The following is a 20,241-nucleotide window of genomic DNA, read 5'->3' on the forward strand; positions in this document are numbered from 1 at the left end:
CAGCAGGCGCTTGGATATCAAACTTCCAGTCAGCGCGCCGTATGACAGCTCTATTCGAGGGGCTGCTATCGTGCATTCCAATCGGAAATATCAGCGCCCGCATCTTCGATGCTTTTTGGGAACCGTGGCTCATAGCACAGCAACAAAGATAACCAGTGGCCTGTGGCGTGAATCAGGATGACGGGCCATAGCAGCAGGTTGAGCAGTACGAAAATGCGCAGTTCGCGTTGGCGCAAGAAGCTGGTGTCCAGTCCCCAGGCAGCTTTGAGCGAGAGCCATGGCCAGGGGAACTTGCAGATGAGTTTTTCCGGTGCTGGCGCGGCGGCGGGGCCGTCTTCCATGTAGCGGCGGATGTATTCCCAGAAGGCCAGCAGTTCGCTGGCGTTGCGGGTGGGTTTGCCGATGAAGGTCAGCTCGATGTTGTCGGTCGGAGTGCCCTGCAAATCCACGCCATCACCCTTTTCCCAGCCCAGGATGACATAGCCGCCGGTGCCATCCAGTTCGCTCATGTTCTTGTCGACGATAACCTCGGTCTTGTCCCAGTCCATGATGCAGATGCCGCCCAGGTGCTTGGGGCGGAGTAGGTAGACCTTACGAGTGATACGGTTGAAACGGATGATGATGCGGCGGGCGGTGAAGGACTCCAAGCGAATAAAACGAAGTGTATATTTCAAAAAGATAACGAGCACTAGCAGCCAAAATATTGGAAATGTCACAAGGAAAAAGTAGTCAGCAGTTTCTAGCAGTTCACCGTTATGGCGGTGGCCAGAAAATATTCTTTTTGCTGCCAAGTATAAGGTGCCAATAAGACCTTGAAATATCACGCCGTATATGCCCAGAGAAAATATACTAACTATTCCCCGTTTCTCGTCATTTGGTGTTCGAAGATCAATATATGTATCGTTGTGTGCGTACAAAGATGAGTTGTCGTAGGCCAAGTCTGAAACCGACTCGCCCACTCCGTCTGGCGCATTAAGCTCTTCTTGTCCCGGTTGGCGCTTTTGATTAAGAGCACTTTTCGTGGCCTCTTCATAAGTGATAAGCGTTTTGGACCATTCAAAGCCTCGTTCCAAAAAATACATCAGAGTGTGCCCTCTGTTGAGCGCTGCATGGATTCAATTTCTTTTTCTTCGGTATCGACAGTCAATATTCGAAAAGTGACTTCGCTTATGCGGATCAGCGGCCGGCCTCCTCGATGACCTTCGGAAAGCGTGGCTCGTAGCACAACAACAAAGATAACCAGTGGCCAGTGGCGTGGATCAGAATGACGGGCAATAGCAGCAGATTGAGCAGTAAGAAAACGCGCAATTCGCGTTGGCGCAGGAAGCTGGTGTCCAATCCCCAGGCTGCCTTGAGCGAGAGCCATGGCCAGGGAAATTTACAGATGAGTTTTTCCGGTGCAGGTGCGGCGGCGGGGCCGTCTTCCATGTAGCGGCGAATGTATTCCCAGAAGGCCAACAGTTCGCTGGCGTTGCGGGTGGGTTTGCCGATGAAGGTCAGCTCGATATTTTCGGTGGGAGTACCGTGCAAGTCCATGCCATCCCCCTTTTCCCAGCCGAGGATGACATAGCCGCCCGTGCCATCCAGTTCGCTCATGTTCTTGTCGACGATGACCTCGGTTTTGTCCCAGTCCATGATGCGGATGCCGCCTAAGTGCTTGGGGCGGAGCAGATAGACCTTACGAGTGATACGGTTGAAACGGATGATGATGCGGCGGGCGGTGAAAGACTCCAGGCGAACGAATCGGAGGGTGTACTTCAAGAAAACACCAAGCACTACTGGCCAAAACAACGGAAATAACGTGAGGATGAAATAATCTGCGATGGTTAATGATTTTCCGTCGTGGCCGTAACCAGGAATTATTTTTTCAGCGGAAATGATCGCCATTGCAAAAAACATATAGGTTATGAATCCGTATATCCATCCAAGAAATATAGTAATTATTCCTCTTTTTTCGTCGTTGGGTGTGCGAAGGTCAATGTATGCGTCGGTATATTTATAAAGAGATGAGTTCTCGTAGGTTAACTCTGAAGTCGACTCCCTTACTCCCTCTGGTAAATTAAACTCTTCCTGTCCCGGTTGGCGCTTTTGATTAAGGGCACTTTCCGTGGTCTCTTCATAAGTGATAAGCGTCTTGGACCATTCAAAACCTCGCTCTAAAAAATACATTAAAGTGTATCCTTTACCGCGTTCTGCATGGTTTTGATTTCCTTTTCTTCGGTTTCGGCAGTTTTATTGGTGCGTTCCTTGCGAAAGGTACAATGGTCAAAGTAGCGCTGCAGTGAGTTGGGGAGTAGGAAAGTTTCAATCAACATCAATGCTAGGAACACTATATTTATACGGAAGAACAGGCGAAGCATCAGTGCCATGCGTGCAGCCAGGGCAGACGAGCCCTGCAAACCAAAGCTGACAGCCTTTCCAAAAAATGTCTGGGTTCCGTATTTCTTGAGTAGGTATTCAAAAAATGGCTTCGCGTACGCTAAACCGACAGTAATCGACAGGGTTGCAGCGCCTAGTTGAGTAACTGCGCGTAAGAAAAACATGGCCGCACTCGAGTATCTACCGAGGCCAAGGTTGTCGTAGCCATCCTGGACGTCATACCAAGCCCCCACCACTCCAGCCGCTCCTGCCAGAATCCCAGCCCCCAACCGCAACTTCCCCCCAAACACCTTCGCTCCCTGCCGAAGCGCGGCATTCTCACTACGCGCACCAAACGCCACCGCAGCAGCAGCTATTTCCAGCCCTGCAGCTGTGAGGGCCACCACCGCCGACACCGCTTCAATGTACTGCCTGCTGCCCTTGTCCTCGACAGACAGCCGGTTGTATAGATTCCACAATTCCAGCACCGTCAGGACACTGCCCAAGCGCATTTCTGTCATGGGCCCACGGCTTCCGCCGCGCAGTGCATCGTCGAAGCTGCGGGTCGCGGCGCGGTCGATGCGCGCCGCTGCGCCTCGGCTCAGGGGCTTGCCACCGCGTGTCTCAAAATGGATTTTTTTGGCGTAGCGCCCCATCTGGGCATGCAGGAGCGTCATCGCGACCCGGTTGGCCGCCTTGTCCAGCACGGTCGCGGGCTTGTTCTGGAACAACGAGTTGCCCAGGGTGTTGATCAGCATCGCGCCGCCCACCAGGTAACTGGAGGGCGGCCCGCCAGTCCCTTCGGCCAGTGCGTCCATCAGGGCATGACCCCTGTCGTAGAGCACGGCGAGCTTTTTCATCCGGTCCTGCAGCGCCGCGGAGTCGAGGTCTTCGAGGAGGCCGCGCTCGTTGAACAGGGTACCGACCTCGGCTTCGGCCGCCTGCTGGTTCTGCGCCAGCGACCGCCAGTACAGGTTTTCTCGGGATACGTCCGCTTCGCGCCAGCGCTCGAGCAGGGCCTGGCCGGCCTCGGTGCCGTTCATTCCGGTCATGGCCTTGCCCATCTGGTCTTCGAACAGCAGAGCCTGTTCCGTGTCGTTGCGGTCGAAGAGGTCGAGGGCTTGAAGCAATTGCTCACTTTGCAGCCAGAGCAGGTGATCCTCGGTGCGGGCATCGCGAGCCGTATCGGCCTTGTCGACCTCGGCTCGGTAGCGCTTCAGGAAGTCCTGACGCATGTGCTCGTCAATGTAGGGGGCGTACTTGTCCCAGCTCTCGGCGCGCTGGCTCTTGAGTTCGGTTTTGTATACCTCTTGCTGGTGCACGGGATTACGGAAGGTCCGGTAGTTGCCCGATGACTGCACCACCACGTGGCGATTGCCCGCCTGATACTCAGGGTCCGTGTAACGCACACCGATGTGCTTCTGGAGCTTCTGATTCTCGTGGTAAGTGACCTCGGCCTCGTCTTCCAGCAGCTTCCTGATGTTGTCGATGGCGAAGGCGATGGTGAATTTGCGGTGGTTGTCGACCTTTTCTTCGTCCTCCTGCGCCATGAAGGCTTCGAGCGAATCGCTGCTCGCGTTGCGCCAGGCATTGAGTTCCTGGACGACACCGAGCGCGTCGTTCAAGACGACGGCCACTCCGCGCTGTGCCTTGCGATCGGCATCGGGCCGCATTTCAGCGAGCAACGCCTGGCGTGGCGGTGGAAACAGGGGGGCGAAGGCTTGGGACTTCAGGTGTTCCTTGAGGGCCGGCTTGCTGTCGGAGGCATATTCCGCGATGAGTTCGAGCGCGTCATGGGTGAGCACGTTGTCCATACGCGGCGGCTCTGCTGATATCAGCTCGGCGACGTCCACCGAGGTCATGGTGCTGCGGTACTTTTGCTGTTGCCGGTATTTGTCGCGCACATTTTTGGTCAGCGGCACAGGGCTGTAGAGAAAGCGCAGGTCTTCGATGCTGTCCATGTCCTGGATCCGCAGCATCCAGCTCAGCCCTTTGACGCCACCGTCCCCGGTAAAGGGCGGTTTAGCCGGTCCCCAGGGGTGGTCGGCATCGATGAATTCGAGGCTGGCGAGGTCGGACACGCGGTACTGGCTATGCCAAGCGTAGTTGGCCTCCTTGCGCCTGATGAGGACGTACAGAAAGCCTTCGCGCAGGGGGCGCAGGGCATAGGCGGCCTCGCTGAGCCGGCCGACCTTTGACGGTTGGCTGAAATACGCCGACAGGAATGGCAGTTGTCCTCTCTGGTTGGCAGTACCTCCTACTGCGCCATAGCGCAGGGGCAGGAAAGAAAAGGTTCGGGTGCAGGAGACGACCGGGCCGGGGTTCAGGTTCGCCACAAACGTGTTGCTTTTGTCGCAGAGTTCGAAGGTTTCCTTCCAGCTGTACATGATGAGACCCACTCAGGAATGTTGGAAAAGGCGTTGTTTGAGCGCTTGCGCGAGGGGCTTGGCATCGTCCCGAGCGTCTGTCAGGGCGGCTTGCCACGCAGCGTTTGTGCGCAGGTCCGAGCCATGCCGGGTCAGGAAGATGACGTAGTCCTTCTGGTCTGCCGGTCGGTGCAAACCGCACTGCCGTGCCTCGGCCAGCAGCTGCTGCACCCGTGCCAGCCGGATTGCGTGGCCGTTTTCAGTCTTCCCAGGGGTCCTCTCTTGCTGAAGCAGATCGCACAACTGAAAGCGCAGCGGACTTCCCGTCAACGCATCCCAACAGGCTTGGTCCAGCCGGATCGGTGGGATGCCGTAATGGTCCGGTCGGTTGTGGCCCTCGTAGTGCCGCCAGGCATTGCGTTCATCGTGAGGTTCCAATGCCCACCATGAATGGATGGGCGCCAGCAATTCGGCGATACCGGGCAGGTCATGGCGGGCCTGTAGCATGGGAAATGCTTGCTCGCTGTAAAAGCGCAACAGGAATGAAGCGCCATCCGGTCCTCGGGCAGTGGCGGCCTGGCCGAGATGATTGGCGAGCCTGGACGGCTCCAGGGCGCTCACCAGCCAGGCGCAGGGCACATCGCCTGCGATTTCGACCAAGGTACAGTGGAAGTCGTACTGGCTATCGAGGCTCAGGTGTTCACCGGAGGAGAACAACCAAGGGCCGATATCCCGAAGATTGGCAAAGCACTGCTGGTAGAGGATCGGGTAGGCCGTTTGCGCGAATCGCTCGATCAAGCGTTGACGCGCAGGAAGCGGCACGCGAGCCATTTCCACGATGGCCGTCAAGCGAAGGTTCGGTGCTTTATGGAGCTGGCCCATCAATTCTTCTGCAAAAGGCGACATCAGGCGGTCTCTCCGTCCATGGGAATCAGGCTGCGCCCCTCGGCCATAGCCTTGAGCAGACATCCCACGCAGACAGGTTCGCCCGTCACAGGAACACCGGCCATGACGATACTGTTGCTGCTCCCGGCTGCACTCATCGTCATGGGGGCAAGCTCGCGGATCGAGATGCCATCGATGGTTATGCCCGCGCCATCGATACGCAGCGTGCCGCCCGGGGCCTTGATGATCACGGCTTCGGACGCATGGATTTCGTGCACCTTGGTGTGCTGCGTAATGCTCTGGCCAGCCTGCACCCTGACGTCCCCTTGCACCTGCTGGTCCAGATGCCCGCCGATCTCCACCCGCTGATTGGCAGCGGTCTTGTCCAGGCGGTTATTGCCGACCTGTTCGGTACGGTCCTGGGCGGTGGTGATGGTGTGATGGCGGCCAATGCTCAGCTCGTCGTCCTGGCCGATCTGATGCCGCCGGTTCACGCCGATGACCACTTGCTCGTGATTGCCCACCGTGTCCTTGCGGTCGTGGCCGATGGTCAGGGTTTCGTCGTTCTCGACCTGCTCGCTGCGGTCATGGCCGACGAAGGTGGTTTCGTCGTTCTTGACGACGTTGTTCTGGTCCCTCTGGGCATGAATGAACACCTCTTCCTGCCCGGCCTCGTCCTCGAAACGCAGCTCGTTGAAGCCATTGCCCTTGTGGGTCTGGCTCTTGAGGGTCATGCGCGTCTTGTGCGCCGGTAGTTCGTAGGGCGGCCGCTGCAGGGCATTGAAGCCTCGGCCGGTGATGACAGGTTGGTCCGGGTCGCCGTCGAAGTTGCTGACGATCACCTCCTGGCCAATACGTGGAATCGCCATATGACCCCAGAGCGCACCGGCGATGTTCTGCGAGACGCGGATCCAGCAGGAGCTGTGCTCGTCCTCGTTACCCTCGCGGTCCCACGGGAACTGCACCTTCACCCGGCCGAATTCGTCGCAGTAGATTTCCTCGCCCGGTGGACCGACTACCTTCGCCGGCTGCGGGCCGTCGATGCGCGGTTTGGGCAAGGCCTCGGCACGCCATTCGGCATCGTCCGGCACCAGGATGGCGACGCAGTTGTAGTGGGTGCCCTGGGCAGCGTCGGCGCTGTCTTCGCCCTGGCTGACGTATTGCTTGCCGTGGTGTTCCAGGCGGATTGGGCGCCAGCCGCGGTTCAGGTCTTCGCGCGGGTGGCCGACGAGGTCGAAATAGATGCCCGGCACCAGCCGCGCGTCGTCACCCTCGGTGATGACCTGGCAGGCCTCGCCGCGCAGTCCACGCAGGCGGTCGCGGGTGAAGGCTTCGCCAGATTCGCCTTTGTAACGGCCGGGATAGTCGTAACGCTCGTAGTTCTTGGCCTGGTGCGCCAGGTCGGTGGCTTCGCGCCGGGTCTGCTGGTTGTACAACGGGTTCTTGAAGCTGTAGTCGCGCTGGGTCTGGCGGGCGCTGCGCACGTTTTCGGTGTAGGTAAAGTTGTGCAGCGCCGGATCCGGACGATCGCCGCCGGGTTTGGGGTTGTATTCCACCGGCGGGCCGGGCTGCTTGCCGAAGATCCACAGGCGGTCGCAATGGACCAGGCGATGGCCTTCGGCGCTGTGCAGGAAACCGTAGAAAAAACCTTCCTCGCGCATGATGCGTTCGACGAAGTGGTAGTCGGTGTCGCCGGCCTGCACGCAGTATTCCCGCGTTTCATGAGCGTTGGTGATGCGTTGTTCGTAGTCCAGATTGAGGGCGTGTTTCTTCAGCATCGCGGTGGCGATGTCGGGCACGGTGAGGGTCTGGAAAATGCGCCAGTCCGAGGCCAGTCGCAGGCGGGCCAGACGCGGCTCGACGACAGCGCGGTAGCGGGTGCGGCGAAAGCCGGTCGCGCCTTGCTGGAACGAGCTGACCGATCCGTGCACATAGCGCACGGGCTGGCCGCCTTGCCAGAGGGTGAGCAGCGCCGGACGGTCGAGGACCTGGCCGAAGTCGACGGCGGGGTTGGCGCAGCTCAGGTCTACGTCGAGGCGGAAGGTCTCGGAAAGACCTTCGGTGAGGTGGAATTCGACGACCTCGAAGTCGTCGGTACCGGCAGTAAAGGTGAAGCGCAGGTCGGATTGGGCGGGCATGCAGTGCTCCCTGCAACTACGCACCCATCGCGAGAATCAGCGCCGGGTCGCATGTGGATGAGGTATCCACCAGGGCGCCAGCCAGGTACTTGCTGGCCGCTGACCGCAGGGGATTGCCTGAGGAATGAATTCCGCAGAAATCCTGAATGCCGGTCAGCGGCGGGTATATAGGAAAAATCCCAATTAAATGGATGAAATAGCTGCGCTTTGGAAAAGCGACCGGCATTGCGGGTCAGCGGCAGAAACAATCCTCGCGCAACACTCAGGCGACCTCAGTCCAGCGCCCCTCCGCCCGATCCGACTTCACGCAGGCATCGATAAAGCTCATCCCGCGCAATCCATCCTCGGCCGTCGGGCACAGCAGCGACTGCGCGCTCGGCGCCCGTTGCTCGCGACGGGCGCGAATGCGCTCGGCCGCTTCGCTGTAGATATTGGCGAACGCCTCCAGCAAGCCCTCGGGCTGGCCCGCCTTGATCCGCGTCGACAACCGCGCCGATTCGCTCAGCCAGGCTTCGCCACGGCGCAGTATCTGGTGCGGCTGGTCCTGGTAGCGCACTTCCAGGCGCTCCGGGTCTTCCTGGTGCCAGTACAGCGACCCCTTGGAGCCGAACACCCGCAGTTGCAGGCCATGGCGATGCCCGGCCGCGACGAAGCTGGCCCAGAGCATGCCGCGCGCGCCGTTGCCCAGGCGCAGTTTGACGTGGGCGTTGTCGTCGCTGACGCGGCCCGGTACCAGGGTGCTCAGTTCCGCCGACACTTCGCTGATTTCCTCGCCGGTGACGAAGCGCAGCAGTTGATGGGCGTGGACGCCGACGTCGGCCAGCACCGAAGACGCGCCGGACTGCGCCGGGTCGGTGCGCCACATCAGGGCCTTGGCGCCTTGCTGTTCCAGCGGGTGGGTGCCGAAGGCGCTGGCGTGTTCCACCTGCACCAGGCGCACGTCGCCGATCGCCCCGCTGGCGATCAGTTCGCGGGCTTCGCGGATCAGCGGATAGCCGCTGTAGTTGTGGGTCAGCAGGTGCAGTGCCGGGCCACGGCGGACCCGCTCCAGCAGGGTCTCGGCTTCAGCGAGGTTGGCCGCCAGCGGCTTGTCGCTGATGACGTCGATGCCCTGGTCGAGGAAGGCCAGGCTGGCCGGTACGTGCACTGCGTTCGGCGCCATGATCGCTACCGCGTGGACGCCGTCTTCGCGGGCTGCTTCGGCCACGGCCATGCTCTGGAAGTCCGGGTAGATGCGGTCTTCGGCAATGCCGTAGGCCTCGGCGGCGGCGCGGTTGCGTGCCGGGTCGCGGGCGAAGACGCCGGCCACCAGTTCGAACTGCCCGTCCAGGTGCGCGGCGTAGCGGTGGGTGGAACCGATGGACGATTCCAGTCCACCACCGACGAAGCCCAGGCGCAGGCGTTGAGTGGGATTGCCGAGGGTTTTCATGCTTGGCTTCCTTGCAGTTGACGGGCGAAATGGGTGATGGCCAGCGCGTAGCCGTGGGTGCCGAAACCGGCCAGCACCGACTGCGCCACCAGCGACACATACGAGTGATGACGGAACGACTCGCGGCGGTGCACGTTGGAGATGTGCACTTCGATCACCGGCACTTCGGCGGCGATCAGCGCGTCATGGATCGCCACCGAGGTGTGGGTCCAGGCGCCGGGGTTGATGACGATGCCGGCGACACGGCCGCGGGCCTGGTGGATCCAGTCGATCATCTGGCCTTCATGGTTGGTCTGCTGGAACTCGATGTTCAGGTCGTGGCTGGCGCCGGTGGCGCGGCACAGCGCTTCGACATCGGCGAGGGTTTCGCGGCCGTAGACCTCGGGCTGGCGCAGGCCGAGCATGTTCAGGTTGGGGCCATTGAGTACGAGTAGGGTTTGCATGGGGAGAGCTTCCGGTCAGGGGGTGGTGCGCAGGGCCTGGGCCCGCTGCGCGTCATAAGTGGTTTTGTCGAGGGCCACGGCGTCGTGCTTGCCGAGTTGGTCGAGCGGCGTGCGGAAGGTTTCCGGCGCGCTCCAGGCGGCGATGGCCGAGATGGCGGTGACCACGCAGGTGATGGCGCCGATCAGCAGCGGCACGTTGTCCGAACCCGGCGGTGCCACGGCGGTGAACAGCGCCGGGAGCAGGGCGGTGATCATGTAGCCGATGTTCTGCGCCACGGCCATGGCCGACACGCGGTAGTGGGTCTGGAACTGCTCGGGGAAGAAGCTCGGGAAGATCGCGTTGTAGCCCTGGTAGATCGTGCCCCACATCAACAGCGACGCGGCGAAGGCCAGCGGCACGCTGTGGATGCTGATGGCGTACAGGTAGACGAAGGACATCAGGCCGCAACCGATGGCCGCGCCGATGATCAGCGGACGCCGGCCGATGCGGTCGGAGAGGTTGCCGACGAAGGGAATCACCAGCACCGCGAGGATGTTGCCGACCACCGGGATCCACAGGTACACGCTCTTGTCGAAGCCGACACCGTAGGCCGGCTGCACCGCATAGGCGGCGCCGAAGATGGTGGTCACCACCGGGATCACGTTCATCAGCGACACGCCGAACACCACCAGCATGCCGTGCCAACTGTATTTGAAGGCTTCACGGATCGGCGAGCGGGTGCGGGCGACGTTTTCCACTTTCTGCACGAAGGCTTCCGGCTCCTTGACCTCGCGGCGAATGATGAACGCGGCGATCAGCACGGCGGCGCTGAGCAGGAACGGAATCCGCCAGCCCCAGCTATTGAAGGCTTCTTCGGGCATGAAGTAGGCCAGCGGCAGGAAGATCGCCGCCGCCAGCACCTGGCCGGCCTGGACGCCTTGCAGGGTGAAGCTGGCGAAGAATCCTCGGCGTCCGGGCGGCGCGTGTTCCAGGATCATCGAACTGGCGCCGGCGATCTCGCCGGCCACCGCGAAGCCCTGGATCAGCCGCAGCACCACCAGCAGCGCCGGTGCCCAGTAGCCGATCTGGTTGAAGGTGGGCAGCAGGCCGACGGCGAAGGTGGCGATGCCCATCAGGAACATGCACAGCAGCAGGACATTCTTGCGCCCGCGGGTGTCGCCCCAGTGGCCGAGCACGAAGGCGCCCACCGGGCGCGCCAGGTAGCCGACGCCGTAGGTGGCGAGCGAGGCGATGATCGCCAGTTTTGGATCGCCGGCGGGGAAGAATATCTGCGGGAAAATCAGCGCCGCAGCCTGGGCGTAGATGAAGAAGTCGTAGTACTCCAGGGCGGAGCCGACCCAGCCGCTGGCGGTGGCTTTCTTGGTTTGGTGGGTGTTGTGGGCCATTTGGGGTCCCTTTCTTGTTGTTATTAGATGGTCTTCAGGGCCTCATCACTGGCAAGCCAGCGATGAGGTCTCCAAGTTGTTACAACTGCTCGGTTGAAACAATCTGCCCCGTCCGCGCCGCTTCACTGATCGCATCGACAATCTGCAGATTACGCAAACCATCCCGCACGCCCACCAGCGGCTCGGCTTCGCCACGGATCACCTGGCAGAAATGCGCCAACTGACGCTCCAGTGGATCCGCTTCATCCAGGCTCGCGACAGCCGTCTCGAACGGCTTCCACCACGAGCGGTCTTCGCGTTTGTCGTAGTACTTCAGGCGCATGGTCGGGATCGACAGCGAGCCCTGGGTGCCGGCCAGCACGTAGCAGTCTTCGTCGTCGTAGCTCGGGTAGTCGCGGTTTTCCCGCGAGGTCTGTTCCCAACTGCGGGCGCAGCCGGCGGTGTCGGAGAGCATGAAGGTGCCGAGGGCGCCGCTGGCGAAGCGCAGGCTGATGGACACCGTGTCTTCCACCGGGAAACCCCGGGTGGCGCTGGAGGCCTGGGCCTGCACGGCGACGATCTCGCCGCACAGCGAACGCAGGTTGCCGATCTCGTGAATCATGTTGATCAACACCGGGCCGCCACCCGCCTGGCGGCGCCAGGGCGCGGCGTCGAAGTAGTCGTCGGGCTTGTAGAACAGCGCGCTGCCCATCACCGCCACCAGATTGCCAAGCACGCCTTCGGCGATCACTTCACGGGCCTTCTGCAGGATTGCGCTGTGGGCGCGGTGATGGCCGACCAGCAGTTTCGCCCCGGCCTGCTCGGCAATGGCCAGCAGGCGCTTGCCTTCTTCCAGGGTGTGCGCCACCGGTTTTTCGATCAGCGCGGGAATGCCGTGGGCGACGCAGGTCAGGGCGCCTTCGACGTGCAATTGATTGGGGGTGGCGAGGATCACGCCGTCCGGGCGTTGCGCGGTCAGCAGGCTGTCGAGGTCGCTGTACAGCGGCACGCCGAGGCTGTTGGCGAAGGTCGCCGTGGCGGGCAGCGGATCGACGATCGCGGCCAGTTCGCAGTCGTTGCTGGCCTGGATCAGTTCGATATGACGGCGGCCGATCAGGCCGGCGCCGGCGACGGCAATGCGAATCTTCTTCATAGGTCTCTCTTGTTGTTCTGGCTTGTGCGACAAGGCAGGTTTTGTGAGAGGCTAAATAAAAAGTCCCAGGAGATAATCGGGCGTAATGAAGAATCAGAATGTGCTCACAGCGAATAATGAACCGCTGCTGCGGGACTTGCAGTTGTTCTGCGAAGTGGCCCGGCGCTCCAGTTTTATCGCCGCCGCCAGCGAGACCGGGTTGTCGCCGGCCCATGTCAGCAAGCGCATCGCCACGCTGGAGGAGCAACTCGGGGTCAAGCTGTTCAACCGCACCACGCGGCGGGTCAACATCACCAGCGATGGCGAGGCGGCGTTCGTCTGGGCGCAGAAGATTCTCGAGGACGTCGGGGCGATGGTCGATGCGCTGTCCGGTGGCCAGCGCGAACCGCAAGGCACCCTGCGGCTGTGCACCAGCCTGCGGTTGGGCCGCGAACATATCGCGCCGATTCTGTCGCTGTTGCGACGCCAGTACCCGGCGCTGGAAGTGTGGGTGGAGTTGCTGGACCGGCGGGTGGACCTGATCGCCGACAATTTCGACATTGATATCCGCGTCGGCGAAGTGCAGGAAAAGCACCTGATCGCCCACCGCATCGCCGAGAGCACCCGGGTGCTGGCGGCGGCGCCGGAATACCTGGCCCGGCGCGGCACGCCCAAGGTGGCGGCAGACCTGGCCCAGCATGACTGTCTGCTGTTTCGCAGCCGCGACGACCGTTTCGGCGTGTGGCGCCTGCTCGGGCCCAACGGCGCCGAGACGGTCAAAGTCACCGGTCCCATGGCCTCCAACCACAGCGATATCGTGCGGCAGTGGGCCCACGACGGCCACGGCATCATCATGGCCTCGCGCTGGGATGTGGCCGGCAGCCTGGCCAGCGGCGCGCTGGTCCAGGTGCTGCCGGCCTGGCATCAGCCGGCGGATATCTGGGCGGTGACGGCGGTGCGCTCGTCCAGTTCGGCGAAGGTGCGGGCGTGTGTGGCGTTTCTGCGTGAGCAGTTGGCCAGCGGGCCGTACTCGTTGAGCGGCAATTAAACCCAGCCGCTGTTGCGTTTGCGGCCGCGGCTGAGCATCGGCAGGATCAGGCCCGCCAGCAACCCGGCCCCGGCGATGCCGCCGCCGTAGACCATGTAGCGCATCAGCACCTGTTTGTTCTCGTCACCGAGCCGGGCCTGGGTGTCGCGCAGTTGCGACTGGGCCTCGGCCAGTTCCTCGTTGAGCGACTGGTTGCGGGCCTGCAATTCGTCGATCAGGGCCTTGCGCGAGTCCAGGGTCTCTTGCATGCCCTGGACCCGGGTTTTCCAACTGTCGTCGATGGTTTTCAGTTGCTCGTCCAGTTGTGCGACCCGGGCGGTGAGTTGCGGTAGGTGTTCGGCCTGGCCGGGGACGTTCTGCAGGTCGCTGCTGGCGATCCACACGACATCGCCGGATTCGCCGCGGACCTGGCTGTAGTTGCCCTGGGTGGTAAGCAGTTGGACCTTCTGTCCGGATTTGAGTGTGCCGACCAGCCGGTGCCCGTCGGTCGGGCCGCTGCGCACGTAGGTGCTGAGGCTGTCGCTGACCCAGCGATCATCGCTGGCGGGCGCTTCGGCGTGGGCGAGGGCACTCATGAACACACCGGCGAGCAGGGCGGGAAGCACGGCAGAGCGTGCGCGGAGAGGGCGAAGCAGGCGCATGGTTATCTTCCCCGAGAAGAAAAAATGAAAACCGCCGGCCGCATGCCTGCCGCCAGCGCAACGAAGGGTGAGAAAGGGGATAACCGTTGGACGTCCCCGCGGGCTTGTCTTTGTAGGAAATCTCGACAAGCCACCAGCGCAAAGACAGTTTTTATCGCATCAGGTTCACTGACCGGCCTGCCATTGGGCGAAACGCAGGTCCAGGCGCGGCTTGAGCAGGTCGTACTGGTCCCAGCTCGCCGCGGGCTCGGCGTCGCTGTTCAGCAGCTCCTGCAGGTCGCAGGGCAGGGAAGGGGCTTGCAGGCTCAGGTAATGGGCGGCGAAGGCGTTGCCCGATCGATTGAGGTCTTCGTCGACCAGCAGGCCGTCGCAGCACAACTGGAAAAAGCGCGCGGGGGTCATCAGGCGTTCGCCCAGGGCCTGGATCTCGGCGTCGTAGTCGGCCTTGAAGTCGCGGCTGAGCAGGTTGCGGGTCACGCTCCAGGCGAGGAACAGTCCGGCGTACGGCGCGCGGCGCGGATAACCGCAAGGCGAACCGTCATCGGCGTGGTGCCAGCAAGCATCATTAGCAATCATCGCAGCGGTCCTTGTTTTTGGATGGTTGGCTTGGCTGGGGGCTAGCTTACTCCTTCCTGGGATGGCCGGTCGCCATGTGAGACCTAATGACGCATCGGTGAGGACTTTGGTGGGTGTGTTGGAAAGGTAGGACGAGAGCGTTAACATCTGAACTTTCCTACAAAAACAAATCAGGAAACCCATGAATTCCCACGCTCTATCCCTTCAAGACCTGGCGGCGCCGGATGGCGTTTGCTACGGCTGCGGTTCGGCCCATCCCAGCGGCCTGCATCTGAAAAGCCACTGGTCTGATGACGGCATCCACCTGGTCAGCCGCCATGCGCCCGACAGCACGTTCTGCGGCTGGCCCGGCCTGGTCTATGGCGGTCTGCTGGCGATGCTGGTGGATTGCCATTCTAACTGGACCGCCATGGCCTATCACTACCGGGCTGAAGGGCGCGAACCGGGTTCGCTGCCGCGTATCGACTGCGTGACCGGACACCTTGGCCTGACCTACCTGAAGCCGACGCCGATGGGCGTGGAGCTGACGCTCAAGGCGCGGGTCGAGGGCGAGGTGGGGCGCAAGAGCCGGGTGGTCTGCGAGGTGTGGGCCGGCGATGTGCTGACCGTGACGGCGGATTCGGTGTTCGTGCGGGTGGATACCGAGCGGTTGAAGCAGAAGGCGCATGGGGAGGGCTGACTGACGCAGTCTCAAAGACATTTGCTCTCAAAGGAAGGACCTGGCAGCCAGCAACAAAACCCCCGGCAGTCTGGGGCAAGACGTGGCATGGAGTGCGGCGCACAGTGACGCACAACCATAACAACGGCTCTTGAGGTCCTTCACCATGTCGCTCAACGACACGCTCAGCGCGCACCTGAACCGGGGCACGATCGGGTTCCCCACCGCCCTCGCCAGTACCATCGGCCTGATCATGGCCAGCCCCGTCATCCTGACCGCGACCATGGGTTTCGGCATCGGCGGTAGTGCCTTCGCCATGGCGATGTTGATCGCGGTGCTGCTGATGCTGGCGCAATCCACCACCTTCGCCGAAGCGGCGTCGATCCTGCCGACCACCGGTTCGGTCTACGACTACATCAACTGCGGCATGGGCCGTTTCTTCGCGATCACCGGCACGCTGTCGGCGTACCTGATCGTCCACGTCTTCGCCGGCACCGCGGAAACCATCCTCGCCGGTGTGATGGCGCTGGTGAACTTCGAACACCTCAATACCCTGGCCGAATCGGCCGGTGGCTCCTGGCTGCTGGGCGTGGGCTTCGTGGTGGTGTTCGCGGTCCTCAACGCCTTTGGCGTCAGCGCCTTCGGCAAGGCGGAAATCATCCTCACCTTCGGCATGTGGACCACGTTGATGGTGTTCGGCGTGCTCGGCCTGATCGCCGCGCCGGCGGTGGAACTGGACGGCTGGTTCGGTGAGTCGATGGTCGGCACCGACCTGATCACCGTGCTGTCGCTGGTGGGCATGGCGATGTTCATGTTCGTCGGCTGCGAGTTCGTCACGCCGCTGGCCCCGGACCTGCGCCGCTCGGCGCGGACCATGCCGCGGGCGATGGCGCTGGGCCTGTTGGGCGTGGCGTCGTGCATGTTCATCTATGGCGCGGCGATGAAGCGCCAGGTGGAAAACGTGGTGCTCGATGCCGCCAGTGGCGTGCACTTGCTCGATACGCCGATGGCGATCCCGAAATTCGCCGAGCAGGTCATGGGTGACATCGGCCCGCTGTGGCTGGGAATCGGCTTCCTGTTCGCCGGCGCCGCGACCATCAACACGCTGATGGCGGGTGTGCCGCGGATTCTCTACGGCATGGCGGTGGACGGCGCGCTGCCGAAGGTTTTCACCTACCTGCACCCGCGCTTCAAGACGCCGCTGCTGTGCATCCTGGTGGCGATGCTGATCCCGTGCCTGCACGCCCTGTACCTGGGCGGCAACACCGACAACATCATGCACCTGGTGCTGGCGGCGGTGTGCGCCTGGAGTACCGCGTACCTGCTGGTGACCGTGTCGGTGGTGATCCTGCGTATCCGTCGTCCGGACCTGCCGCGCGCCTACCGCTCGCCGTTCTTCCCGCTGCCGCAAATTCTGTCCAGCGTCGGCATCATCATCGGCATGTGGTTCATCACCCCGCCGGGGATGAACCCTGCTGACGTCTATGTGCCATTCGCCTGGATGCTCGGCGGCACCGCGGCCTACGCGCTGTTCTGGACCTTGGTCGTGCAGAAGGTCAACCCGTTCAAACCGGCGGTGGTCGAAGAAGTCCTGGCCAAGGAATTCGCCAACGAACCTGGAGCACATCATGGCGACTACTACGCCGAACCTGTGGCAAAGACTGTTTGATCGCGCACCCTCGGGCTATCGCCCGGGGGTCACCCTGGAGCACCTGCGGCGCAACCTTGGCGTCAAGGGCTGCCAGGTGCTGGAAGCCGGCCGGGCGCGATTCGCCCTGGCCGGCGGCCTCGAATTCGAAGTGCACGAGCGTGCCGAAGCGCAACTGCTGATGCATCTGGTGCTGTGCGAGTTTCGTCTGCAATGCCGTGCCAGCTCCGAGGGCACTGTCCGCCTGGACGCGCATCATCGTGGTGCGATCCGTCGCACCGGGATCGGCTGGAAACAGAAGGGCGGCGAGGCGGGGCTGGCGGACAGGATCCGTCAGCGTCTGGAGCAGGATCCGACGTTGTACCAGGCGCTGATGCCGCTGGATTTCAAGCGCCTGCGCCTGGAGCGCGCGGAGGGCCAGTGGACGGTCATCCTGGAACACATGGGCGGTAGTGAAGTTGTTAATAGAATGCCGGCGTTTCGGCGCTATATCCGCATCAGTCCGCAGCAGCGGGACCTGTTGCTGACGGCGTTGGTCGGGATGAAAAAGCTACTCGAAGGGCTCTGATCTTCCAGTTGGCACTCAATGTGCTTTCACATACAGGCTTACAGAATTGTTGCGCGCATATAGATAACATGTTAACTATTGCGTGACAAAAACAAGATGCCACTGTGGAGGTACGTATGAGTATCCATCAGGCTACCGGCTCGGCCCTGGATCGCTGGAACGCGGCGATGCAGGCCACTTGCGGGTATTTCGAAACCGAACTTGCGTTCAACCGCTCGCTGTTCATCGGCGAGATTTCCACCTGGTCGCGGGGTGGGCTGGGAATGGCCAACCTGCGTACCAACGCCGGCGTCATTCGCCGCAACGGCCTCAAGGCCGACCGCGACAACGACCAGAGCTGTTTCCTGGTCAGCCAGCGCACCGGTTTTTCCCAGGTCACGCAGAACGGCGTCAGCCTGCAACTCGCCCCCGGCGAGATGTTGCTGATGGACGCGGTCGGCGCCTGCGAGATCATGCCGTTCGGCCTGATCGAACACGCTTCGCTATCGCTCTCCCGTGATCAGGTCTGCCGGCAACTGGGCAGCGATCAGCGGATCTTCGGCAAGATCTCGCAGAGCAAGGCTTGCGGACGCATGCTGCACCTGCTGATGGACCAGCTCTGCAAGGAAACCCCGGCCGGCGAAAGCGAGCATGCCGAGGGCGAAGCGCTGCACAGCGCCTTCCTGTCGTTGCTCGGCTCGGCCATCGAGGGCAGCGACCAGGCCAGCCACTTGCCGGCTTCGCTGCAGGGCGCGGACCTGCGCAGCTATGTGCAGAAGGTCATCGATGAGTCCCTCGGCCAACCCGGCCTGACGCCGGTCAGCCTGGCCAGCCGCCTGAATATTTCGGTGCGTCACCTGTACCGCCTGTTCGAAGAGCAGGGCGACAGTGTCTGCCGTTACATCCAGCGGGTGCGCCTGCAGCGCAGCGCGGACGACCTGGCCAACCCGATCCACAAGACCGAATCCATCACCACGATTGCCTACAAGTGGGGCTTCACCGATTCGGCGCACTTCAGCCGCTCGTTCAAGAAACAGTTCGAGCAGTCACCCAAGGACTTCCGCAGCAGCAGCCTCGCGGGTCCGGCGTAAGTAAAAGGACTTTCCGTTAGCGATCCCTTGACCCTGTACAGGGTTGCTTATAGGCTCGTCCGGATTGTCGACCTATCGGTCGTTAGGCTGTTTTGTAGCAGCCTGACGACCGTTGTTCCCTGGCAAGCGCCTGCAAACCGGAATGCACTATTGATTGCTTGTTGATTGGAGAAGCGTTGCATGAGAACCCTTTCGCCTTCGGCGGAGAAGATTTGCGGGGTGGCGGTCGGGCAGTTCGCCGAGTCTGGCTATGACGCGGCGTCGCTCAACGACATCGCCGTGGCGGTGGGCATGCGCAAGCCGTCGTTGTACGCCCACTTCAACAGCAAGGACGACCTGTTCGAAGCGGTGTTCGAGCGCGCGCTGGAAGCAGAACGGATTTATGTGGAGGGCTGCTTCGCCGCCGACCGTGGCCTGCCCGGTGCGCTATATGCAGAACGTCTGGCGGAGCGTTATCAGGAGTCGGCGCACTTGCGCTTTCTGCTGCGGGCGGCGTTCTTTCCGCCGGCGGAACTGCGGCCGATGATTTCGGCGGGCTTCGAAGGCTATCTGGCGCGGATGGGTGAATTCTTCGGCAAGGCGCTGCAACGGCAGTTGCCGAAGCTGGATGAGGAGCGGCGGGCGTTGTTCGTCGATGCCTACCTTGGGGTGGTGGACAGCCTGATCGTCGAGCTGATCTATGCCGGACAGGCGGCGTATGAGCGGCGATTGAAGGCGATGTGGACGATTTTTGCGGGGTCGTTGCAGGTGGCGATGTAGGGCCTCGGCAACTCATCGCCGGCAAGCCGGCCCCCACAGTGCTCATGAGCCTGGGAGCCCGCGGGCCGGCGATGACTGTTTAGGCGACTGCGAAGTAATGCTTCACGAAGCTCTCGCTCAGAATCTCCCACAGCACCGGCGTGCCCTTGGTCACGAACCAGCTATCACCGGCCTTGTATTCGGTGACCTGGCCGGTGCTTTCGTCGGTCAGGCGCACGGCGCCGGTCACGACCACGGCCTGTTCGTTGAACGGGTAGACCATGCGGAACTTGCCCTGGGTGGTGCCGAAGTAGGCGCTGCTGATCGCGTCGGTCGGCGCGCCGAAGGTCATTTTGCCGAAGGCGCGGACTTCGCCTTCGAGGATTTCCGAACCGAGGTCGGCAACGGTGCCCCAGGCGTCCAGCTCGCTCAATTGGATGTTCAGTTGGTTGGCGGTCAGGGTCATGGCAGTTGTTCCTTGAACAATGGAAGAAAAGGGTGCTGCGGCGGCCGTGTGTCGGGCGCGTTATGTCGCTCATTAACGCTTCTGGCCGCGGCAATGTCTTGATCGTCTGTGCCGGCCCATTTGATCTACGGTGCCAGGCGCGGCGTGGCACTGTTGCGCGGCATGGTTTTTGTTAAAGTGTTAACAAAATAACCTGAGCACCCTGAATTTTCATGTCCAGCCGTCCTCGTCAGTCCCTGACACTGACCCTGCTGCAAGCCCGCGAAGCCGCCATGCGCTTCTTCCGACCTTCCCTTAACGAACACGGCCTGACCGAGCAGCAGTGGCGGGTGATCCGCATATTGCGCCAGCAGGGTGAAATGGAGATTTATCGCCTGGCCGACCTGGCCTGCATTCTCAAACCGAGCATGACCGGGGTGCTGGTGCGCATGGAAGCGGCCGGCCTGGTGAACCGCCGCCGCGCCGAAACTGACCAGCGCCGGGTGCTGGTGGAACTGGCGGAGAAGGGCGAGGAGATATTCGGCTCGATGAGCCAGTGCATGGAGGCCAACTACCAGCGGTTGCAGGGGCAGTTTGGTGAGGAGAAGTTGCAGCAGTTGTTGGGGTTGCTGGATGAGTTGAAGCAGGTTCGGCGGTAGCTGGCTTTGGGGGGGCCCACCCGGCCCCCAAAAAAAAATTAAAACCCCCCCCCATTTGGGTGTGCAACCACCCC

At 61.9% G+C, this 20,241-nt stretch carries 19 protein-coding genes; 7 read left to right on the plus strand and 12 right to left on the minus strand.

Features of this window, described 5'->3' with window-relative positions:
• Positions 1 to 65: 65 nt before the first annotated feature.
• The 9 genes from NTD82_RS03450 to NTD82_RS03490 all read right to left on the minus strand — a co-directional run bounded on the left by NTD82_RS03450 (position 66) and on the right by NTD82_RS03490 (position 12,137).
• Positions 66 to 1,082, minus strand: coding sequence for a DUF6708 domain-containing protein (locus tag NTD82_RS03450; RefSeq protein ID WP_262127749.1), 1,017 nt, complete (start codon positions 1,080 to 1,082; stop codon positions 66 to 68).
• Positions 1,083 to 1,176: 94 nt separating this feature from the next.
• Entirely contained in the window at positions 1,177 to 2,169 is a 993-nt protein-coding gene (locus NTD82_RS03455) for a DUF6708 domain-containing protein (protein WP_262127750.1), read from the minus strand.
• Positions 2,169 to 4,745, minus strand: a complete 2,577-nt coding sequence (locus tag NTD82_RS03460; protein WP_262127751.1) for a T6SS effector BTH_I2691 family protein — start codon at positions 4,743 to 4,745, stop codon at positions 2,169 to 2,171. Before NTD82_RS03460 ends, NTD82_RS03455 begins: the two co-directional genes overlap by 1 nt.
• Before the next feature lie 12 nt (positions 4,746 to 4,757).
• Positions 4,758 to 5,630: a DUF4123 domain-containing protein gene (locus NTD82_RS03465; RefSeq protein WP_262127752.1), complete on the minus strand. Its 873-nt coding sequence runs from the start codon at positions 5,628 to 5,630 to the stop codon at positions 4,758 to 4,760.
• Complete coding sequence (locus NTD82_RS03470) at positions 5,630 to 7,747, minus strand: type VI secretion system Vgr family protein (protein ID WP_262127753.1); 2,118 nt, start codon at positions 7,745 to 7,747, stop codon at positions 5,630 to 5,632. Before NTD82_RS03470 ends, NTD82_RS03465 begins: the two co-directional genes overlap by 1 nt.
• Positions 7,748 to 8,009: 262 nt before the next feature.
• Positions 8,010 to 9,176, minus strand: coding sequence for a Gfo/Idh/MocA family protein (locus NTD82_RS03475; protein WP_262127754.1), 1,167 nt, complete (start codon positions 9,174 to 9,176; stop codon positions 8,010 to 8,012).
• Positions 9,173 to 9,619, minus strand: a complete 447-nt coding sequence (gene aroQ / locus NTD82_RS03480) for a type II 3-dehydroquinate dehydratase (protein ID WP_095159812.1) — start codon at positions 9,617 to 9,619, stop codon at positions 9,173 to 9,175. Before aroQ ends, NTD82_RS03475 begins: the two co-directional genes overlap by 4 nt.
• A gap of 15 nt (positions 9,620 to 9,634) precedes the next feature.
• Entirely contained in the window at positions 9,635 to 11,005 is a 1,371-nt protein-coding gene (locus tag NTD82_RS03485) for an MFS transporter (protein WP_095159811.1), read from the minus strand.
• A gap of 79 nt (positions 11,006 to 11,084) precedes the next feature.
• Positions 11,085 to 12,137 (minus strand): Gfo/Idh/MocA family protein, encoded by a 1,053-nt coding sequence (locus tag NTD82_RS03490; RefSeq protein WP_095159810.1) that lies wholly within the window; start codon positions 12,135 to 12,137, stop codon positions 11,085 to 11,087.
• A gap of 85 nt (positions 12,138 to 12,222) precedes the next feature.
• Between NTD82_RS03490 and NTD82_RS03495 the strand changes: the two genes are divergently transcribed.
• The gene (locus tag NTD82_RS03495; RefSeq protein ID WP_095159809.1) at positions 12,223 to 13,164 is read left to right on the plus strand and encodes a LysR family transcriptional regulator; all 942 of its coding nucleotides are present in this window, start codon (positions 12,223 to 12,225) and stop codon (positions 13,162 to 13,164) included.
• On the opposite strand, the gene NTD82_RS03500 is transcribed toward NTD82_RS03495, so the two are convergent.
• Both NTD82_RS03500 and NTD82_RS03505 read right to left on the minus strand, forming a co-directional pair.
• Positions 13,161 to 13,739: a TIGR04211 family SH3 domain-containing protein gene (locus NTD82_RS03500; RefSeq protein WP_256587894.1), complete on the minus strand. Its 579-nt coding sequence runs from the start codon at positions 13,737 to 13,739 to the stop codon at positions 13,161 to 13,163. The two genes, NTD82_RS03495 and NTD82_RS03500, sit on opposite strands and share 4 nt — an antisense overlap.
• A 231-nt stretch (positions 13,740 to 13,970) precedes the next feature.
• Positions 13,971 to 14,381, minus strand: a complete 411-nt coding sequence (locus NTD82_RS03505) for a hypothetical protein (protein ID WP_095159807.1) — start codon at positions 14,379 to 14,381, stop codon at positions 13,971 to 13,973.
• 181 nt (positions 14,382 to 14,562) lie between these two features.
• Between NTD82_RS03505 and NTD82_RS03510 the strand changes: the two genes are divergently transcribed.
• From NTD82_RS03510 to NTD82_RS03530, 5 genes are all read left to right on the plus strand, one after another.
• On the plus strand, positions 14,563 to 15,060 hold the full coding sequence (locus NTD82_RS03510; protein WP_262127755.1) for a PaaI family thioesterase: 498 nt from the start codon (positions 14,563 to 14,565) through the stop codon (positions 15,058 to 15,060).
• Between the two features lie 145 nt (positions 15,061 to 15,205).
• The gene (locus NTD82_RS03515; RefSeq protein WP_095159805.1) at positions 15,206 to 16,708 is read left to right on the plus strand and encodes an APC family permease; all 1,503 of its coding nucleotides are present in this window, start codon (positions 15,206 to 15,208) and stop codon (positions 16,706 to 16,708) included.
• A complete protein-coding gene (locus NTD82_RS03520; protein WP_262127756.1) occupies positions 16,668 to 17,255 on the plus strand; it encodes a DUF3156 family protein in 588 nt (195 codons plus the stop codon). Before NTD82_RS03515 ends, NTD82_RS03520 begins: the two co-directional genes overlap by 41 nt.
• Before the next feature lie 116 nt (positions 17,256 to 17,371).
• Positions 17,372 to 18,325: a transcriptional regulator FeaR gene (gene feaR / locus NTD82_RS03525; RefSeq protein WP_262127757.1), complete on the plus strand. Its 954-nt coding sequence runs from the start codon at positions 17,372 to 17,374 to the stop codon at positions 18,323 to 18,325.
• Between the two features lie 180 nt (positions 18,326 to 18,505).
• Entirely contained in the window at positions 18,506 to 19,084 is a 579-nt protein-coding gene (locus NTD82_RS03530; protein WP_262127758.1) for a TetR/AcrR family transcriptional regulator, read from the plus strand.
• Positions 19,085 to 19,163: 79 nt separating this feature from the next.
• Here NTD82_RS03530 and NTD82_RS03535 read toward each other — a convergent pair whose 3' ends face one another.
• The gene (locus tag NTD82_RS03535; RefSeq protein ID WP_095159801.1) at positions 19,164 to 19,529 is read right to left on the minus strand and encodes a cupin domain-containing protein; all 366 of its coding nucleotides are present in this window, start codon (positions 19,527 to 19,529) and stop codon (positions 19,164 to 19,166) included.
• A gap of 212 nt (positions 19,530 to 19,741) precedes the next feature.
• Between NTD82_RS03535 and hpaR the strand changes: the two genes are divergently transcribed.
• On the plus strand, positions 19,742 to 20,167 hold the full coding sequence (gene hpaR, locus NTD82_RS03540) for a homoprotocatechuate degradation operon regulator HpaR (RefSeq protein WP_175651754.1): 426 nt from the start codon (positions 19,742 to 19,744) through the stop codon (positions 20,165 to 20,167).
• Positions 20,168 to 20,241: the final 74 nt, after the last annotated feature.

The sequence above is a fragment of the Pseudomonas sp. 5P_5.1_Bac1 genome (assembly GCF_025466015.1).
Lineage (GTDB): Bacteria > Pseudomonadota > Gammaproteobacteria > Pseudomonadales > Pseudomonadaceae > Aquipseudomonas.

Excerpts from the sequence above, each read along its gene's own strand:
- NTD82_RS03450 (WP_262127749.1), bottom strand. The coding sequence starts at position 1,082 with ATGTATTTTTTGGAACGAGGCTTTGAATGGTCCAAAACGCTTATCACT.
- NTD82_RS03455 (WP_262127750.1), bottom strand. The coding sequence starts at position 2,169 with ATGTATTTTTTAGAGCGAGGTTTTGAATGGTCCAAGACGCTTATCACT.
- NTD82_RS03460 (WP_262127751.1), bottom strand. The coding sequence starts at position 4,745 with ATGTACAGCTGGAAGGAAACCTTCGAACTCTGCGACAAAAGCAACACG.
- NTD82_RS03465 (WP_262127752.1), bottom strand. The coding sequence starts at position 5,630 with ATGTCGCCTTTTGCAGAAGAATTGATGGGCCAGCTCCATAAAGCACCG.
- NTD82_RS03470 (WP_262127753.1), bottom strand. The coding sequence starts at position 7,747 with ATGCCCGCCCAATCCGACCTGCGCTTCACCTTTACTGCCGGTACCGAC.
- NTD82_RS03475 (WP_262127754.1), bottom strand. The coding sequence starts at position 9,176 with ATGAAAACCCTCGGCAATCCCACTCAACGCCTGCGCCTGGGCTTCGTC.
- aroQ (WP_095159812.1), bottom strand. The coding sequence starts at position 9,619 with ATGCAAACCCTACTCGTACTCAATGGCCCCAACCTGAACATGCTCGGC.
- NTD82_RS03485 (WP_095159811.1), bottom strand. The coding sequence starts at position 11,005 with ATGGCCCACAACACCCACCAAACCAAGAAAGCCACCGCCAGCGGCTGG.
- NTD82_RS03490 (WP_095159810.1), bottom strand. The coding sequence starts at position 12,137 with ATGAAGAAGATTCGCATTGCCGTCGCCGGCGCCGGCCTGATCGGCCGC.
- NTD82_RS03495 (WP_095159809.1), top strand. The coding sequence starts at position 12,223 with ATGAAGAATCAGAATGTGCTCACAGCGAATAATGAACCGCTGCTGCGG.
- NTD82_RS03500 (WP_256587894.1), bottom strand. The coding sequence starts at position 13,739 with ATGAGTGCCCTCGCCCACGCCGAAGCGCCCGCCAGCGATGATCGCTGG.
- NTD82_RS03505 (WP_095159807.1), bottom strand. The coding sequence starts at position 14,381 with ATGATTGCTAATGATGCTTGCTGGCACCACGCCGATGACGGTTCGCCT.
- NTD82_RS03510 (WP_262127755.1), top strand. The coding sequence starts at position 14,563 with ATGAATTCCCACGCTCTATCCCTTCAAGACCTGGCGGCGCCGGATGGC.
- NTD82_RS03515 (WP_095159805.1), top strand. The coding sequence starts at position 15,206 with ATGTCGCTCAACGACACGCTCAGCGCGCACCTGAACCGGGGCACGATC.
- NTD82_RS03520 (WP_262127756.1), top strand. The coding sequence starts at position 16,668 with ATGGCGACTACTACGCCGAACCTGTGGCAAAGACTGTTTGATCGCGCA.
- feaR (WP_262127757.1), top strand. The coding sequence starts at position 17,372 with ATGAGTATCCATCAGGCTACCGGCTCGGCCCTGGATCGCTGGAACGCG.
- NTD82_RS03530 (WP_262127758.1), top strand. The coding sequence starts at position 18,506 with ATGAGAACCCTTTCGCCTTCGGCGGAGAAGATTTGCGGGGTGGCGGTC.
- NTD82_RS03535 (WP_095159801.1), bottom strand. The coding sequence starts at position 19,529 with ATGACCCTGACCGCCAACCAACTGAACATCCAATTGAGCGAGCTGGAC.
- hpaR (WP_175651754.1), top strand. The coding sequence starts at position 19,742 with ATGTCCAGCCGTCCTCGTCAGTCCCTGACACTGACCCTGCTGCAAGCC.